The organism is Bacteroides xylanisolvens XB1A (assembly GCF_000210075.1).
Classification (GTDB): Bacteria; Bacteroidota; Bacteroidia; order Bacteroidales; family Bacteroidaceae; genus Bacteroides; species Bacteroides xylanisolvens.
Genome location: NC_021017.1, coordinates 824,227 through 841,661, shown reverse-complemented (window position 1 = coordinate 841,661; position 17,435 = coordinate 824,227). Strand labels below are relative to the sequence as shown.

The 17,435-nt window shown below is 42.6% G+C and carries 19 protein-coding genes, 1 tRNA gene and 1 pseudogene; 9 read left to right on the top strand and 12 right to left on the bottom strand.

Annotated elements, in window-relative coordinates; genetic code table 11:
* Positions 1 to 558 (top strand): lipoyl(octanoyl) transferase LipB (gene lipB, locus BXY_RS03425; RefSeq protein ID WP_015531225.1); only part of this gene is annotated, 558 nt, incomplete at its 5' end.
* Here lipB and BXY_RS03420 read toward each other — a convergent pair.
* The 7 genes from BXY_RS03420 to BXY_RS03390 form a co-directional block, all read right to left on the bottom strand.
* Entirely contained in the window at positions 515 to 1,432 is a 918-nt protein-coding gene (locus BXY_RS03420; protein WP_004315893.1) for a PorV/PorQ family protein, read from the bottom strand. The two genes, lipB and BXY_RS03420, sit on opposite strands and share 44 nt — an antisense overlap.
* 2 nt (positions 1,433 to 1,434) lie before the next feature.
* Positions 1,435 to 2,991 (bottom strand): N-acetylmuramoyl-L-alanine amidase-like domain-containing protein, encoded by a 1,557-nt coding sequence (locus tag BXY_RS03415; RefSeq protein ID WP_208946753.1) that lies wholly within the window; start codon positions 2,989 to 2,991, stop codon positions 1,435 to 1,437.
* Between the two features lie 6 nt (positions 2,992 to 2,997).
* Complete coding sequence (locus tag BXY_RS03410; RefSeq protein WP_004300419.1) at positions 2,998 to 4,986, bottom strand: OPT family oligopeptide transporter; 1,989 nt, start codon at positions 4,984 to 4,986, stop codon at positions 2,998 to 3,000.
* A gap of 105 nt (positions 4,987 to 5,091) precedes the next feature.
* Entirely contained in the window at positions 5,092 to 5,487 is a 396-nt protein-coding gene (locus BXY_RS03405) for a DUF1573 domain-containing protein (RefSeq protein ID WP_004300420.1), read from the bottom strand.
* A 97-nt stretch (positions 5,488 to 5,584) separates the two neighbouring features.
* Entirely contained in the window at positions 5,585 to 6,208 is a 624-nt protein-coding gene (locus BXY_RS03400; RefSeq protein ID WP_208946752.1) for a DUF4923 family protein, read from the bottom strand.
* Complete coding sequence (yihA, locus tag BXY_RS03395) at positions 6,198 to 6,803, bottom strand: ribosome biogenesis GTP-binding protein YihA/YsxC (RefSeq protein ID WP_015531223.1); 606 nt, start codon at positions 6,801 to 6,803, stop codon at positions 6,198 to 6,200. Before yihA ends, BXY_RS03400 begins: the two co-directional genes overlap by 11 nt.
* A gap of 11 nt (positions 6,804 to 6,814) precedes the next feature.
* Positions 6,815 to 8,272, bottom strand: a complete 1,458-nt coding sequence (locus BXY_RS03390; protein WP_015531222.1) for a sodium:solute symporter — start codon at positions 8,270 to 8,272, stop codon at positions 6,815 to 6,817.
* Positions 8,273 to 8,363: 91 nt separating this feature from the next.
* Between BXY_RS03390 and recR the strand changes: the two genes are divergently transcribed.
* From recR to BXY_RS03375, 3 genes are read left to right on the top strand one after another with little or no spacing between them, the layout of a single operon-like run.
* The gene (recR, locus tag BXY_RS03385; protein WP_004306273.1) at positions 8,364 to 8,981 is read left to right on the top strand and encodes a recombination mediator RecR; all 618 of its coding nucleotides are present in this window, start codon (positions 8,364 to 8,366) and stop codon (positions 8,979 to 8,981) included.
* A 26-nt stretch (positions 8,982 to 9,007) separates the two neighbouring features.
* Complete coding sequence (locus tag BXY_RS03380) at positions 9,008 to 9,466, top strand: hypothetical protein (protein WP_004306271.1); 459 nt, start codon at positions 9,008 to 9,010, stop codon at positions 9,464 to 9,466.
* Positions 9,463 to 9,999, top strand: a complete 537-nt coding sequence (locus tag BXY_RS03375) for a GNAT family N-acetyltransferase (protein WP_004306269.1) — start codon at positions 9,463 to 9,465, stop codon at positions 9,997 to 9,999. Before BXY_RS03380 ends, BXY_RS03375 begins: the two co-directional genes overlap by 4 nt.
* A gap of 3 nt (positions 10,000 to 10,002) precedes the next feature.
* On the opposite strand, the gene BXY_RS03370 is transcribed toward BXY_RS03375, so the two are convergent.
* Both BXY_RS03370 and BXY_RS03365 read right to left on the bottom strand, forming a co-directional pair.
* Complete coding sequence (locus BXY_RS03370; protein WP_004300427.1) at positions 10,003 to 10,593, bottom strand: YqgE/AlgH family protein; 591 nt, start codon at positions 10,591 to 10,593, stop codon at positions 10,003 to 10,005.
* A gap of 95 nt (positions 10,594 to 10,688) precedes the next feature.
* Positions 10,689 to 12,005: a pyridoxal phosphate-dependent aminotransferase gene (locus BXY_RS03365; protein ID WP_004314588.1), complete on the bottom strand. Its 1,317-nt coding sequence runs from the start codon at positions 12,003 to 12,005 to the stop codon at positions 10,689 to 10,691.
* A gap of 152 nt (positions 12,006 to 12,157) precedes the next feature.
* Between BXY_RS03365 and BXY_RS03360 the strand changes: the two genes are divergently transcribed.
* Positions 12,158 to 12,231: transfer RNA gene (locus BXY_RS03360), tRNA-Asp, on the top strand.
* Between the two features lie 75 nt (positions 12,232 to 12,306).
* Here BXY_RS03360 and BXY_RS03355 read toward each other — a convergent pair.
* From BXY_RS03355 to BXY_RS03345, 3 genes and pseudogenes are all read right to left on the bottom strand, one after another.
* Positions 12,307 to 13,311 (bottom strand): beta-ketoacyl-ACP synthase III, encoded by a 1,005-nt coding sequence (locus BXY_RS03355; RefSeq protein ID WP_008640583.1) that lies wholly within the window; start codon positions 13,309 to 13,311, stop codon positions 12,307 to 12,309.
* 309 nt (positions 13,312 to 13,620) lie between these two features.
* Positions 13,621 to 13,869: pseudogene (locus tag BXY_RS03350) on the bottom strand (DnaB-like helicase N-terminal domain-containing protein); the annotation flags it as partial.
* Positions 13,870 to 14,154: 285 nt separating this feature from the next.
* A complete protein-coding gene (locus tag BXY_RS03345) occupies positions 14,155 to 14,433 on the bottom strand; it encodes a DUF4248 domain-containing protein (RefSeq protein ID WP_229037617.1) in 279 nt (92 codons plus the stop codon).
* 246 nt (positions 14,434 to 14,679) lie between these two features.
* Between BXY_RS03345 and BXY_RS03340 the strand changes: the two genes are divergently transcribed.
* The 4 genes from BXY_RS03340 to BXY_RS03325 form a co-directional block, all read left to right on the top strand.
* The gene (locus BXY_RS03340; RefSeq protein ID WP_008640581.1) at positions 14,680 to 15,087 is read left to right on the top strand and encodes a hypothetical protein; all 408 of its coding nucleotides are present in this window, start codon (positions 14,680 to 14,682) and stop codon (positions 15,085 to 15,087) included.
* Positions 15,088 to 15,199: 112 nt separating this feature from the next.
* Positions 15,200 to 15,607, top strand: coding sequence for a hypothetical protein (locus tag BXY_RS03335; RefSeq protein WP_008022169.1), 408 nt, complete (start codon positions 15,200 to 15,202; stop codon positions 15,605 to 15,607).
* A gap of 3 nt (positions 15,608 to 15,610) precedes the next feature.
* Entirely contained in the window at positions 15,611 to 16,915 is a 1,305-nt protein-coding gene (locus BXY_RS03330) for a DUF3440 domain-containing protein (protein WP_008640579.1), read from the top strand.
* Positions 16,912 to 17,435, top strand: a 524-nt coding sequence (locus tag BXY_RS03325) for an IbrB-like domain-containing protein (protein WP_208946751.1), incomplete at its 3' end; no start/stop codon positions are given. The genes BXY_RS03330 and BXY_RS03325, both read left to right, overlap by 4 nt.

Below are 17,435 nucleotides of genomic sequence, written 5' to 3'. Positions count from 1 at the left end.
ATGTGCGAACATCCCCATGTTTATACATTAGGACGTAGCGGGAAAGAAAATAATATGCTGTTGAGTGATGAACAACTGAAAGCAATTGATGCCACCCTTTATCATATTGATCGGGGAGGGGACATTACTTATCATGGTCCGGGACAACTGGTGTGTTATCCGATAGTAAACCTGGAAGAATTTCAGTTAGGATTGAAAGAGTACGTTCATTTGCTGGAAGAAGCGGTGATTCGGGTATGTGCTTCTTATGGCATTGAGGCCGGACGTTTGGCGAAAGCGACAGGAGTCTGGTTGGAAGGTGATACGCCTCGTGCGCGTAAGATTTGTGCTATCGGAGTGAGGAGCAGCCATTATGTCACGATGCATGGACTGGCTCTGAATGTGAATACCGATTTACGTTATTTCAGTTATATCCACCCTTGCGGATTTATAGATAAAGGCGTCACTTCTCTTCGTCAGGAATTAAAGCACGATGTGCCGATGGACGAAGTGAAGCAACGCCTCGAAGAGGAACTTAGAAAACTATTCCAACTCCCAGTTGCCAGGTGCGGCGCATAAAGCAATCTTTATCAGCCAAGGCGTATGAGAAGTCTGCACGTATCGGCCAGAAGTTTATTCCGCAGCCTAGGGTGCCGTAGTTGCCTACTCCTTTGTCTTTGTCTCCGAAATGGTATCCCGCACGGACAACACCATATTTCAGGAAATTATATTCGGCTCCTATGCCAGCCTGGAGATGACGGATTTCAGAAGGGAGCAGATAGTTGAAGTCGAGCGCAACCTGCAAACGGTTTTCTATGCTGAATGGCAGGTCGATTGTACCTCCCAATCCTAATCTGGCGGGTAACTTTTGTCCGTCCAGCTTTTTGCCTAAGTTGGCAGCTTGGAAACCAATGCTCCAGGAAGCCATTTCGTCCAATAAAGCCATATTGCGATAGTAGGTCGCGCCGAAGTCCAGACAAACGCTATTCTTGCTGTCTGCGTTTTCCGCGGCTTTGGCTTGCAGGTATCTGAACGTTAATGAAAGAGACAGATTTTTGGCTACATTTCTGAAATAAGCAGCTTCTAAATCCCAGATATGAGGACGGTAATCGAGCACCTTAGGATCTTTGAAATGCCGGAAACCTACAGCAAATCCATGTATGCCTTCCCTTCCGATCCGGTAGAAAAGAGAGGCGCTATGTAGCGCATAATCTTGGTTGATCTTAGCGTATGAATAACTCGCACCCATCACTTCTTGTGAGAAAGCGATGGTAGAAGCATTATGAAAAATAGCTGTACTACCGTTGTCGGTGGTAGCTAATCCTGTACCTGCCATACCTGCCGATTGGGCGTCCGGAGTAAGTTCCAGAAAATAGGCGCTTGCCATTTCTTGTGCTCCCAGCAAAGTGGGGAATAAGCACGAGGCGAGAAGGAAATGTTTTACTCGTTTCATAATCAGTTATTTTTAGAGTGAGACATCCGGACAACACGTATGCCTGTCCACGATTTATTGTTGTTTAGCATGTGATTGAGAGGTTCGTCGCTGACAACTACTTTTCCCAATGTAGAAGAAGCGTGCAGCAGGTGCAGTTTTCCCTCTTTATATTCTGCTATTCCCACATGAGCAATGTCCAGTCCGGGCATCTTCGTTGTAATAGCAATAATGTCTCCATTCATGATCCAGGGCAATCCGGCTTCCGGCAGTTCGCTTTTCGGCAACCAATGTACGACTTTTCCGGAGATTGCTTTTTCATATTCGGCCATTTGTCGTACATTTTCCGGCGAATCAGCCAATTTTTTATATTGCTTGGGATGGGTAGACATATACGAAAGAGAGATTTTCTGGGTATGCGCACTGTTTTTGGCAGTAATATCGGTGAGGAATCCGTGGCGGATTCCGTTCTCTATCCATTCGGAAGTATAATGCAACCGGGAAGGATAACCGTTGATGATGCCGTCCCGATAACGTATTTTTTGCAGATTGTCGGCAAAGGAAGAACCGAGTGCCTGTGCCAACGTGTATTCTACGAAAGTGAGGCAATCTACGGCATCAGTCCGGATCACTAATGATTCTTCTCCGTCTTGATCTAATGTGTTAGCCACGTATTTAGTTCCCAGGTAAGATTTCCCGATTCGTAACATGGGTTCGGGGTTTTCCGGGAATACAACGCCGTCGCGCAACCATTTCTCCAATTCCTGTGTCCATTGTTGCTTATATTTAAAATGATCCTTAAATCCCCAGCCATGTCCTCCGGTAGGATAAACATGGAGAGTTGCCGGAACCTTGTTTTTCTGTAAAGCAAGGTAATAGTTTACTCCGTGGTAAGGTGGTACGGAAGGGTCGTCGGAGGTAAGAGCGATAAATGCTTGTGGAGTATCGGGCGTTACTTGCAATTCGGCAGAAAACTTCTGTATTTGTTCCATTGTTGGATTTTTGCCGAGCAATGCAGTTCTTGTATTTCCACGGGTGACTTGCATCATCGTAACCACCGGATAAAGTAATATCTGAAAGTCCGGACGTGTTTCCGAATTGTAGTGAGTGGCAAGTGTAGCAGTTAAATGCCCTCCCGCAGAGGCTCCCATTAATCCCACCTTGTAAGGATTGACATTCCATTCTTTGGCATGTTGACGTACCATGCGAATGGCTTGTTCGGCGTCTGATACGGGGACTTCCCAATGTCCGTTCGGCATCCGGTATTTTAATACTATATAGGTAATACCTTGTCCGCAGAACCAGGGAGCCATATCATACCCCTCACCATCCATGCCTAATCCACGATACCCGCCTCCGGGACACATGATAATAGCCATTCCATTCGGCTTTTCCGGGTGGTAGACCGTCAGGGTGGGATGCGTGACATTCGTGACAAAATGAGGACGCGTTTCCTGCTCCTCTCCGGTTAGTCCACTGGAGTTGGGAGCACCGTCGGGCCACAAAGGTAGCTCGACGGGCTGCTGCGCAAATGATATGGCAGTTACAAGTGATACTATAATGGATAATAGTCTCCTCATAATGATTTATTTAACTTTCATTGAAGCCTTTATAAAGTAAAGAATCAGTAAGGCATACGCTCCTAATGCCAACACTTCTGACCAAGTATTGTTCAACCATGCCTCATTAACCAGATTGATTCCACCAAAGCGCATCGCGGCACTGATTACTCCCATCAATGCACCTCCGGCAATGAAACCGGATGCCAGTAAAGTTCCTTTTTCACCTCTTTCCGTATTCAGAGATGCATCTTTGCTACGAGTTGTAACAAACCAATTCACTGCTCCACCCACTACCAGCGGTACATTCAGTTCCAATGGAATAAACATACCCAATGCGAAAGCTAATGCAGGAATTTTACAAAGAGTCAGAATAATTGCTAAGACAGCCCCAATGCCATATAACAACCAGGGTGCACCTACACCGCTCATTAGTGGTTCGATCACGGCCGCCATCGCATTTGCTTGCGGAGCAGCCAATGCGCCACTTGTAAATCCGTATGTCTTATTCAGGATAATCATTACACCGCCTACTGTTGCAGCCGATACGATTGTTCCCAAGAACTTCCATGTTTCCTGTTTGGCAGGCGTACTTCCGAGCCAGTAACCAATCTTCAAGTCGGTGATAAAACCTCCTGCCATCGACAGCGCGGTACATACTACGCCACCCATTACCAATGCGGCAACCATGCCCGAAGGACCTTTCAGTCCGACAGCTACCATCACTACGGAAGCCAATATCAGTGTCATCAATGTCATTCCCGAAACCGGATTAGTACCAACAATCGCAATGGCATTAGCTGCTACTGTGGTGAACAGGAAAGAGATCCCGGCAACCAGAACAATGGCTACCAATGTATGCAACAGATTCCCTTGCATGACATCAAGATAGAAGAATAATACGATTAATATCAGTGTGATGATGGAACCGATGGCGATAATTTTCATAGAAAGATCCCGTTGTGTGCGGATAATGCTTTTCTCTACATTCCCTTTACCGCCCATCTCTTTGGCTGCCAGCCCGACAGCGCTCTTGATGATGCTCCAGGAACGGATAATACCGATCACACCTGCCATAGCGATACCACCGATACCGATGCTCTTGGCATAATATTTGAATATTTCTTCCGGACTCATCATACCTACGGTAGAGGTGATTTCCGGATTCCATGCATTCAGTACACTGTCACCCCAGATAGCAGACATTCCCGGAATGATAATCCACCACACAGCCAGTGAACCGGCACAAATGATGGAAGCATATTTCAGTCCGACGATATATCCCAAACCAAGCACAGCGGCACCGGTGTTTACCTTGAATACTAATTTTGCCTTTTCTGCCAGCATTTCTCCGGCACTGCAAACACGGGTAGTAAAATTCTCGTTCCACCATCCGAATGTCGCTACGATGAAGTCATATAATCCGCCGATCATACCTGCCATCAATAACGGTTTGGCCTGACTGCCCCCTTTTTCGCCGGAGATCAACACCTGTGTAGTAGCTGTTGCTTCCGGGAAAGGATATTTTCCATGCATGTCGCTGACGAAGTATTTACGGAAAGGAATCAGGAATAGAATACCCAATACGCCACCCAATAAAGAGCTGATGAATACCTGCATGAAGGTAACCGTCATCTCGGGATATTTAGCTTGGAGAATATAAAGAGCGGGAAGGGTGAAGATCGCTCCGGCAACGATTACTCCGGAACAAGCTCCGATAGACTGGATAATCACATTTTCGCCCAACGCATTTTTTCTTTTGGCAGCTCCGGAAACTCCTACGGCAATGATCGCAATTGGAATAGCTGCTTCAAATACCTGTCCGACCTTCAACCCCAGATAGGCAGCGGCGGCCGAAAAAAGGATTGCCATGGCAATACCCCATGCTACTGACCAGATATTAACTTCCGGATAATTTTTAGAGGGACCCATCAACGGGTTGTACACTTCCCCAGGTTTCAACTCTCTGAACGCATTCTCGGGTAACCCGGTGAATTTGTCTTCTTCTTGTTTCATAGTTTTTATAATTTGCTAATGTGTTAATTTACATTTCCGTCCTCAAAGTAAACAAAAAAAAAGGAGAACCGAAAGATTCTCCTTTATGTAATAGTCTATTTTTTCCTACTTTGCATCTTTTGCCGTCATATCGCCTTCGATATACAATCTTACCATCTCTGTTTTGGCGTTGGTACGCAAGGTGATTGATTTTTTGAAATGTCCCGGATATTTGCCTGTTCCGTTATAAGTCACCTTGATTGTTCCTTTTTTACCCGGCATGATGGGCTCCTTTGTATATTCGGGTACTGTACATCCGCAAGAGGCTACAGCCTGATGGATCACCAGCGGGGCATCGCCGATATTAGTAAAGGTAAATGTGCAACTGACAACCGGGCTGTTTTCAGAAAACTTACCGAAATCGTGAGTTGTTTTGTCAAACTTGATATCTGCATTTGTTTGTGCAAATGCAAAGCTTACGCCCATTACTAACAGCGTCATTAAAAAAAGTATCTTTTTCATTTTTCCTTCTCTTTTTGATTACAAACGACAAAGATAATGCTTTTCCCCTAAAATATACTTTATGGAGTGCGAAATAGTATTAAACGATTCTCTTTTGCTATTTTGAGAGTTGGAATCCGAGCATCATTCCATCGTAATTTTCGGCCAGTGAACTAACTGTTTTCAGTGCGGTACTGCTACTTTTGCTACCGATGAAAGCCATTAGTTTCAACAGTTTGTCCGAGTTGAACAGTAACTCCAGTGAGCTGGAACTGCAATTTACTTTAGCGTGCAGATTCAGAAGTTTCAAATACTTCAAATCAACTTGTTTGGTTGAAGCATTGTAAGAGTAAGTGCCTTTCAATGTTTTCTTACCCACCGTGCTGGTGAAAGTACTGTCGGCATTGAAAGTGAAGCTCATTTGGCCGTCTTTAATACCTATTTTGCTTAATTGTTCGTTCAGCTTATTTTCAGCCATAGTAGCTGCGGCAGCTCCGCCTGCTTTCATTAGTAAGTTATCCGATTCGAACTCTACCGCCGAACCTTTGTAGCTCCATGTTCCGGTCATGTCGATAGATTCGGTGGTTCCGGTGATGGCATTTACTACTTTTGAAATGTTGTCCTTATTAAATAAGTCGGACCATGATTGCGCCTGGCTGTTAGTTGCCGTTAGCATAAATACTGCCATAAAGGCAATAGGTAAAAAACTCTTTTTCATTTTCATTCTTCTTTCATTTAACATTGAGATCCTTGTTTATGTTTTCTATGTAGTTGAGTATATCCATACGTCCTGTGCGGTCTTCCGAGGAAGATACGAAGTGAGGAGGGAGCTCTTCCCATTGTTTGCCCAACTCACGTAAATAGGCATTGATATTCATTTTTAAACGTCCACCTTTTAGCTTGTCGGCTTTGGTAAAGATGATAGAGAAAGGGATACCGTTCTCGCCCAGCCATTCCATAAACTCGAGGTCTATTTTTTGAGGTTCCAGCCGGCTGTCTATCAGGACAAAGAGGTTGGTCATTTGCTCCCGTTCCAAAATATAATCTTCGATTATAGTGCGTATCTGGTCTTTCCCTTTCTGTCCGCGTCGGGCGTAGCCATATCCCGGAAGGTCGACGAGATACCAATTCTTATTGATAAGGAAGTGGTTGATTAACATCGTTTTTCCCGGAGTAGAGGAGGTCATGGCCAGACCTTTACGACTGGTCAACATATTGATAAGACTTGATTTTCCCACATTCGAACGGCCTATAAAGGCATATTCCGGGAAAATGCCGGCCGGGCATTTCTTCACGTCCGTATTGCTAATCACAAATTCAGCACTTGTTATTTCCATTTTCTTGTCATTTATTTCTTTGTAACATCGTTTTTCCCTTTTTTAGACATGCAGATTAACCCCGCAAAGGTAAGCGTTCCATTTAACATTAGCAATTCATAACCGAATTTATATCCGGTTTCTTTTCCAATCCACCAGTCGGCAAGATAGCAGAGCAGGGGTGAAAAGATGGCTATGAGAGGAATCCACCGGTCGTTCGTTTGCCTGCGTGTAAAAAGTCCGAAAGCAAACATTCCGAGCAGGGGGCCGTATGTGTAGGAGGCGATGATATATATGGCGTCAATAACGCTCTTATTATTAAGTATTTCTACCAGGCAGATGAAGAATGCCAATAAGACTGATAACGATAAATGCACTTTGCCTCTTTTGCGACGTGCCGTTTCTTCTGTGTCTTTTTCCGTATTCAGCAGGTCTACGCATACACTGGTTGTCATGGCTGTCAGGGCGGAATCCGAGTTGCTGAAAGCTGCTGCGATAATGCCGATTGTAAAAAGTACCAATACGGATTGTCCCAGATAACCTTGGGCTGCAAACATGGGTAGTATATCATCATTCATGGCTGGCAGTTCGAGTTGCATCTGTCCCGCTAGCGCTATCAATAGAATTCCCAGGCATAGAAAAAGGAAATTTAGCGGAATGAATGAGAAGCCGTAGCAGTACATGTTTTTTTGTGCTTCCCGGAGGTTCCGGCAAGAAAGATTCTTTTGCATCATATCCTGATCCAGTCCGGTCATTACGATGACGATGAAGATACCACTGAAAAACTGTTTGAAGAAGTTCTGTCGGGATATCCAGTCGTCAAATACAAAAATACGGCTGTGTTCGCTGTTTTGGATTGTTTGCACAATGCCGCTGAAGTTAAGGTCTAATCTTTGGATTGTAAAGTAGATGATAAAAATCAGAGCGGCAATCAGGCAAAATGTTTGCAAGGTATCTGTCCACACGATGGTCTTTATTCCGCTTTTATGAGTATATATCCATACCAATGCAACCGAACCGACAGCAATCAGCCAAAAGGGGACGTGCATTTCCTGAAATACATACGTATGGAGAATGAGGCATACCAGATAAAGTTTGGCTGCGGTTCCCAACATGCGTGACAGCAGAAAGAAAAAGGAACCGGTGCGATAGGCACGCACTCCGATGCGGGTGCCGAGGTATCCGTAGATACTTGTCAGATTCAATTTATAATATAAAGGAAGTAAGATATGGGCTACGGCCATATATCCGAAGAAAAATCCGAGTACCGTTTGCATATACGTCATATCCATTCCGCGCACCATTCCCGGTACAGAGACGAAAGTGACTCCGGAGATGGAGGCGCCAATCATTCCAAAAGAGACTATGTACCAAGGTGATTGGTTCTCTCCCTTGAAGAATGCTGCATTTGATCCTCCCTTACGTCCGGTGATACGGGCTATTAGTAATAATACCGCGAAGTAGCAAAGAATAGTGACAAGTATCATCATAACAGATGCAAAGGTAGCAATTTTTGTAGGTATTAAAAACAATAATCTGTATCTTTGCAAGGTTTTATCGATAGAACAGCAAATATTATCTATGAACCAACAATATCCTTCTATACTGCTTGAAAAGGCAGTCGGCGAATTTTCCAAACTTCCGGGTATCGGGCGTAAGACGGCTATGAGGCTTGTTCTGCATCTGCTCCGTCAGGATACGGCTACGGTGGAAGCATTCGGAAATTCTATCATAACATTGAAACGTGAGGTGAAATACTGCAAAGTGTGTCATAATATATCCGATACTGAAACTTGCCAGATTTGTGCTAATCCGCAACGGGATGCTTCCACTGTCTGTGTGGTGGAAAATATCCGTGATGTAATGGCGGTAGAGGCAACCCAGCAGTATCGCGGGCTTTATCACGTTTTGGGAGGAGTCATTTCTCCAATGGACGGAGTCGGACCGAGTGACCTTCAAATTGAAAGCCTGGTGCAGCGGGTGGCTGAAGGTGGAATCAAAGAAGTTATTTTGGCGTTGAGCACCACGATGGAGGGGGATACTACCAACTTCTACATCTATCGCAAGCTGGATAAACTAGGGGTTAAACTAAGTGTGATAGCCCGTGGCATATCGGTTGGTGATGAACTTGAATATGCCGATGAAGTGACTTTAGGACGCAGCATTGTGAACCGGACGCTTTTTACCGGAACTGTATAATCATTATTAATCATTTAAGAACGAACATGGAAGAACAGATAAAACGAGCTGTCAGAAATTTGAATATCAGTTATGTTTTCTTTTGGGTGCTCCCGGCATTTTTGCTTGGGGCAGGAGAGTTTGAACTCTTTCCCGTAGGAGGTTTGGTAGATAACGCACCGGCTATCTACTATTTTGAGACGGTCGGCATTTTGCTTACTGCTTTGTGTGTGCCTCTTTCTCTCAAATTATTTAGCTTGGTGCTTAAGAAAAAGATAGATCACATGACTATCACGCTTGCCTTGAAGCGATATGTGCAATGGAACATTGTTCGCTTGGGAGTGCTTGAAGTAGCTATTGTGGTGAACCTTTTGTGTTACTACCTGACGTTGAGCAGTACGGGTAACCTCTGTATGCTGATTGGCCTCACGGCGTCACTTTTCTGCCTGCCCAGTGAGAAGAGATTGCGTAACGAACTTCACATTGCAAAAGAAGAAAAGCTATGAGACAGTCCTTCTTGATGAACGATCGTATCTATCTTCGTGCGGTAGAACCGGAAGATATGGATATAATGTATGAGATGGAAAATGATCCTTCGATGTGGGACATCAGTAACTTTACAGTTCCATACTCCCGTTACGTATTGCGCCAATATATTGAAGGTTCGCAGTGTGATGTGTTTGCGGATAAGCAATTACGTTTGATGATGGTACGCAAATCCGACCAGTGTATCCTTGGTACGATTGATATTACGGATTTCGTTCCCCTTCATTCGCGGGGAGAAGTAGGAATTGCCGTGCATAAGGATTATCGTCAGCAAGGGTATGCCACCGACGCATTGAAGCTGCTTTGTGAATATGCTTTTGATTTTCTGTCTTTAAGTCAGCTTTATGCACATGTCACGACAGATAATGACGTTTGTGTAAAGCTGTTCACGTCTTGTGGCTTCGTTCAATGCGGATTATTGAAAAACTGGCTGCAAGTGGAGGGCTGCTACAAAGATGCATTGCTCCTCCAATGTTTGAATCCTAAGAAATAAATATTAGTTGAGAGTAGGCACTTGTGGGAAGCGTGACCACGTTTCGTACTTGCTGCCTAGCTTCTCTAAAGCAGTCCGCCACATATCCTTGATATTGTTTTTCATCAGATATGATTTTTCTTCTTCAGACACCAGCCACGTGTTTTCTCTGATTTCGTTATTTAGCTGTTCGCTGTCCCATCCGGAATACCCCAGGAAGAAACGGATACATTCGCTGATTTTATTTCCTTGTAATATATATTTCTTTATTTCATCAAAATCTCCATTCAGATAAAGTCCTTTGCTGATAGAGATAGAGCCGGGGATGTCTGATAGTGTATGGAGGTAAAATAAAGTATCAGTGGCAATCGGTCCACCTTTGTATAGAGGAATCTCGTCCAGATATTTAAATTCCATGATGATATCGTTCAGGAATAATGGCAGTTGTTTGTTGATAACCAATCCCATACTTCCTTCGTCCGTATGATCGACCAGTAAAATTACGGACCTGCCAAACGTTGCGTCACGCAGAAAAGGTTCAGATATTAAAATCCTTCCTCTTGATGGTAACACATTATTCGATTGAATCTTAAATATGTCAGAGTCGATATTCATGCCACTAATGTAAGAAAAAAAACGGAATAACAATCGTTATTTCCGTTTTTTTTTCATTTAAAGAATGGCTTTTATGAATATCTTATGTCAGATAATCAGGCTATCGGATGATTTTCTGCAAATAGTTTCATTCTTTCGTCCAGTTGCGCATACTGATGGTCTTTAATAAAAGAGGTACACGCGCGTAATCCTTCCTGATGGCTTCCTGTTGTAACCAATGAGATCGCGCTTACTCCGTAGTACATCAGTTCTTTGGCCAGTTCGCCGCTGGTCATTCCCGGATATCCGATGGTAAAATAGAATCCGTCCGCAATCGGGTCGCCCAAGTCGTTGTCATATACCAGGTGGAAACCGTGACGGAGGAAGATTTCTTTCAATTTTTGTGCTCTCTCACCATAGATCTTCACTTCGTTGAGGAAGTTATATTGTCCTTCGTTGGCAGCTTTCAGCATGGCAGCCATGGCGAATTGTGCGGAATGACTTGTTCCTGATGAAAGTGCATAAAGTACGCGATGGATGAAAACAGTTCCAAAGGTACCGCCACCATATCGTTTGGTCAGTCCCGGATAGCTTCGGTGGTATAATTTATCAGAGATACAGCTTACGCCAATACGCTGTCCGGCGTAGCTGAATGCTTTCGAACCGGAAATCAATAATACATAATTATCTGTATAATGGGCTACTGATGGCTGGAAAGGAGGTTGGTATGGTTTGCTCAAATCCTGCCGGAAGTCCATGGCAAAATAAGCCAAGTCTTCCAAAACAATCACATCATACTGCGTTGCCAATTCACCGATAATCTGCAATTCTTCCTCTTTCAGGCAAATCCAGCTGGGGTTATTGGGATTCGAATAAATGATAGCTGATATATTTCCTTTTTTCAGATAGCTTTCCAGTTTCTCTTTCAGTTTGTCTCCGCGGTAGTCATATACATCAAACGTTTCGAACTTTTGTCCCATTACTACCAACTGCTGCTTCTGTACCGGAAATCCGGGATCGATGAATAAAATCGTATCTTTCTTTTCGTCGCATTGGCTGCAAGTGAGGAATGAAGCGAATGTGCCTTGCATTGAGCCGGTGACAGGTACGCATCCCTCCGGATTTAAATCCACGTTGATAAATGCTTTGATAAAGTTGGACGCCTCTTTTTTCAGTTCCGGCAATCCGTTGATATCGGGGTATAGGCTGGCAATGCCATTTTGTAACGCTTCAATCTCTGCTTTCACACCTACTGCGGAAGGAGGGAGCCCCGGAACGCCCATTTCCATTTTGATAAATTCAACTCCCGATGCAGCTTCTGCTTTCGAAGCAATAGCTTTCACTTCCCGAATGGTAGCTTTTGAAAAATCGACAATTTGAAACTCATTTATAGTTTCATCAATCAGATGTCGTTCAATTGGTGTATTTTTCATTCTATTTTCTATTTTATTAGTAGCTGCAAATGTACACGATAATTCTTAATAAATCCACTTTTTCAGAAAAAAGATACTGAAGCTATTGCAGGTTTCAAAAAAATATCTACCTTTGCATCCGCAATCGAGAGAGATGCTTTAGTGAATATTTTGGTGCGTTAGTTCAGTTGGTTAGAATACATGCCTGTCACGCATGGGGTCACGGGTTCGAGTCCCGTACGCACCGCACTTTCCAAATAAAAAAATCCTCTGGTTTCTAGTAAATCAGAGGATTTTTTATTTGGAAGATAGCGATTAATCGCTATCTGTTTTTTCCATCATATCCCCATTTTATATAAATAGCTCCCCAGGCAAATCCTGCTCCGAATGCAGTGAGAATTAGGTTATCTCCTTTTTTGAGTTTATCTTCAAAATCCCAAAGGCAGAGTGGGAGAGTGCCTGCACTGGTATTGCCGTATCGTTCAATATTAACCATGACCTTTTCGGCGGGAACTTCCAAACGTTGTGTTACAGCAGTGATAATGCGTTGATTAGCTTGATGGGGAATCACCCAGTCGATATTGTCTTTGCTTAGATGGTTTCTTGCAATAATAGATTCACAGGCATCTGCCATGTTAGATACCGCGTATTTGAATACAGTGCGTCCTTCCTGATAGATGTAGTGCATTTGATTATCCAATGAATAATAAGAAAGGGTGCATACGGAACCACCGGCTTTAATATGTAAAAAAGGTAATCCTTTACCATCTGTCCTTAACACAGCATCCATAATACCCAAATCTTCAGTAGTAGGTTCAAGCATGACGGCTGCTCCGCCATCGCCGAAAATAGGACATGTTGCCCGATCGGTATAGTTTATTATTGACGACATCTTTTCAGCACCTACCACCACCACTTTCTTGTAATTTCCGGAACGGATAAAGTTAGCTCCTGTTTCCAATGCATATAAAAAACCACTGCAAACGGCCTGTATGTCGAAAGCAAAAGCTCTTTTCAGTTCCAGTCTCTCACATAAAATAGAAGCAGTGGAAGGAAGGCGGTAATCAGGAGTTGTTGTAGCTACAATTACCAGATCAATATCATCCGGATTTGTATGGGTGCGTTTTATCAGTTGTTTGACAGCTTTACGAGCTATGTAAGAAGTTCCCAGTCCTTCATCTTTCAGAATACGCCTTTCCTTAATACCAATACGCCCCATAATCCATTCATCGGTGGTATCTACCATTTTTGAAATCTCATCATTGGTCAAGATATAATCGGGTACATATCCTCCGACTCCTGTAATTACTGCGTTTATATTTTCCATTTGTTTTATCTAGTTTGGTAAATTGAATAAGGAGGTTGATCCAATAATAAAAATGCGGGCGCAAATATATGGAAAAGAGACTGAAATCCAATATTAGTTTGTGAAACTGTAGCCTTTTTAATTAATAAAAAGGAATATTTGACCAAATTTTGTCTAACTTTTTAATTGACGATTTTTGTTTAAAGTGACGGACTGTCGTAAATACTTGATTGATAGAGCATCATGAGTGCTATTCCAATATTGGCAACCAAGAAGTTTGTCGAGTAACTTGTTTGGGCATAAAGATGGCATATCGGTTATTCAATTTGTATAAAACCCTCCTATAAATTCGAGCTTGCCACGCCGGGCAAATTTTTCTTTTATGGTCATGATATCAATTACTTGCCCGGCATGGTACATACTTTGCAAGGCAGCATAAATCTCACGGTTCGTTTCAGTGTAAAATACTTCCGGCCGTAATATGCCGGCAACCAGTGTAATAGCTTTGCTTTCCAGCAGGCAGGCACCGAGCACGACTTCTTCGAGTTCGGCGTCCTGTGGGTTTGTTATCTCACTCATTTTCTTTTCTAATAATCATATTCATTCATAAATGCCTTATTTGACAGGTAGTCCGGTTGGTTGAGGTGTACAATTTTACGGTTATGAACGGCTAAATATTTTAATATTGGCTCATGTGTCCAATACCCCTGATTATTGCCCATATTTTTGGACCTCTCTGTCTGCCTTCTTCTACTCTTGCTCAAACGCCCTGTTAAAAGGGGAGGCCGGCATGCCTATATTAGCACTTCGACCACCCCTTCATCCATTAATATATAAATGAAAAAAAGAATGTATTAAAATACATTATATCTTTTTCCCCATTTTCGGGACAGCAAGATATGAATTCTTTTTTATCATTTCGTATACTAATGCAGGCGTTCCCCAGAACCTTACAATAATCGCAATTTGCTGAGGAGTGAGCGTTGTGGTATGCGGGGTGAATCCCGCTTCCGTGAGTTGGTTCAGTAATACTGCATGTTCTTTGATGATCCGACGGAATGCTTTCACCGCTGAACAATTATACTGATAGTTCGGAAAATAAGCTACTGCCACTTCGGATAGTGCATGGCAGCCATGAAGCAGCCAGTCATATCCATTGTTTAAAATATTTAAATATTCCGCAAAAGTACGATTCGTTTCATTGGAAGGAAAAACCGATTTTATGATGCCGGTAATTTAAATGTGTTATAAGTATGAATATTTTTAAATAAAAATCTAATTATTTAAACAATCTTCTCTATATTTGCATGTGAGATTAGATTTTATATGGCATTTTTGCCGGTTAATAATCAGTAAGGTCAAACCGTTTATATATAACTAAATTTTATAATGTCAAAAGGAATAGAGATCATAAAAGATCGTTTACAACGAAAGCGTGAACAGTACATTCGTCAGGAAGAGAAAATAGAACAAATGAAATGTACAATGCAAAACACTAGCGAGGAAATAGAGCAGCTGGAATATGTTCTTAGTGAAATGGAACACATATTGGATACGCATCGTGAGCCACGAGTGATTCCCAATGACAAAGTGGGAGACGTGTTTGTATATCTCTGTCGGGTGTTTGAGTTTTTACAGCACCGCTTAAAGCTGCATTTTAAATATAAACTGGCATGTGAAGTCATCTTTGCCCGTTATCAATTTCAAAGCCGGTCGCATACTCCCGGGCGGGAATATCTAAGCTTTGCCACCATACTGACTTACTTTAAACGTGAGAGAGGAATGACGGACGGGTGATTTCAAAAATATCGAAATATAGAGATAATAACATGAAAAACAAATGTTTTAGGAACAGAAATGACGAATTTGATATTTTTTCCTTATTTTTGTGTGTCCATTTTTGAATGATATGATACAGATAATACGATTAAAAGGAAAAGACAAACATTTATATCGGCTTGTGGCGCCGATGGTGATGGATCCCGAAGTGATACGCGCAAACAATAATTACCCTTTCAAGACGGGCGAAGAGTATGTGTGGTTTATTGCGATTGAAGATAAAGAAGTGGTGGGCTTCGTGCCGGTGGAACAGAAAAGCCGGAAGAAAGCTGTAATCAATAATTATTATGTAAAGGCAGAAGACGCCGGACGGGAGGAAATCCTGTCGCATTTGTTGCCTGCCGTTATTGCGGAATTCGGGCCTGAGAGTTGGTTGCTCAATTCGGTCACACTGGTACAAGATAAAGAAACATTTGAAAAGTTTGAATTTGTATCGATGGACAAGAAATGGACACGGTATGTAAAAATGTATAGATAACTTATGGCGAAAAAGAAAATAGCAGGCACAAAGAATGTATATGAATTAGCACAAGAACGACTGAAAGTTATATTTAATGAATTTGATAATATATATGTGTCATTCTCCGGAGGTAAAGACAGCGGGGTACTGCTGAATATGTGTATCGATTATATCCGGAAGAATAACCTGAAGGTACGTTTGGGAGTTTTTCACATGGATTATGAAATCCAGTATAAAATGACCATCGACTATGTGGACCGGATGCTGGAAGCTAACAAGGATATTCTGGATGTGTACCGGGTATGTATTCCTTTCCGTGTGGCTACCTGTACCTCGATGTATCAATCCTTTTGGCGTCCCTGGGAAGATAATAAAAAGAATATATGGGTTCGTTCCATGCCTAAAAAGGCAATGACTAAAGATGATTTTCCTTTTTATAATACAACCATGTGGGATTATGAATTCCAGATGCGCTTTGCGCAATGGATACATACTAAAAATGACGCAGTGCGCACTTGTTGTCTGATCGGAATCCGTACACAGGAGAGTTTCAACCGATGGAGATGTATCTATATGAGCCGTAAATTCCAGATGTATCATAAATACAAATGGACTTCAAAAGTAGGGAATGATATTTATAATGCCTATCCTATATTCGACTGGAAGACAACGGATGTATGGACGGCCAATGGAAAATTCCAGTGGGATTATAATACTTTATATGACCTTTACTATCGTGCCGGAGTCAATTTGGAGCGTCAGCGTGTAGCAAGTCCTTTTATTAACGAAGCGCAAGAGAGTCTGCAACTTTACCGGGTGCTAGATCCCAATACCTGGGGCAAAATGGTCGGAAGGGTGAACGGTGTGAACTTTACCGGTATGTATGGCGGTACTCATGCGATGGGATGGCAGTCGGTGAAACTTCCTGAAGGATATACATGGCGAGAGTTTATGTATTTCTTGTTGTCCACTTTGCCGGAACGGGCGAGGAAAAACTATCTTCGTAAACTTTCAGTGAGCGTGAATTTCTGGCGGACAAAAGGTGGATGTCTAAGTGATGCTACCATCCAAAAGTTGATTGATGCGAAAGTACCGATTATCGTTATGGACAACAGTAACTACAAAACGTTGAAAAAACCGGTACGTATGGAATATCAGGATGATATCGACATTCCGGAATTCAAAGAAATACCCACGTATAAGCGAATGTGTGTTTGTATTCTTAAAAATGACCATGCCTGCAAATATATGGGATTCTCACCTACGAAGGAGGAGATGAGTAAGAGGAGTCAAATTATGGAACAATATAGAATCATAGTATCATGAGTGTAGATAAAAGCCCTGTTTACGAGGTAAAAGCGGTACCCGTAGAAAAAGTATATGCGAACGATTATAATCCGAATGTCGTTGCACCGCCTGAAATGAAGTTGCTGGAACTTTCTATTTGGGAAGATGGCTTTACAATGCCATGTGTATGTTACTACAATAAAGATGAAGACTATTATATACTGGTGGACGGCTACCATCGCTATACGGTATTGAAAACTTCCCAACGAATCTATAAGCGTGAAAACGGCTTATTGCCGATTGTGGTGATAGACAAAGACCTGTCTAACCGTATGAGTTCGACCATCCGGCACAACCGTGCGCGTGGAATGCATAACATTGAATTGATGTGCAACATTGTTGCGGAACTTGACAAGGCAGGTATGTCCGATCAATGGATAATGAAAAATATTGGTATGGACCGTGATGAATTGTTGCGTCTGAAACAAATTTCAGGACTTGCCGATCTGTTTGCTAATCGCGAATTCAGTATTCCTGATGAGGTGGCACCTACGGAAAC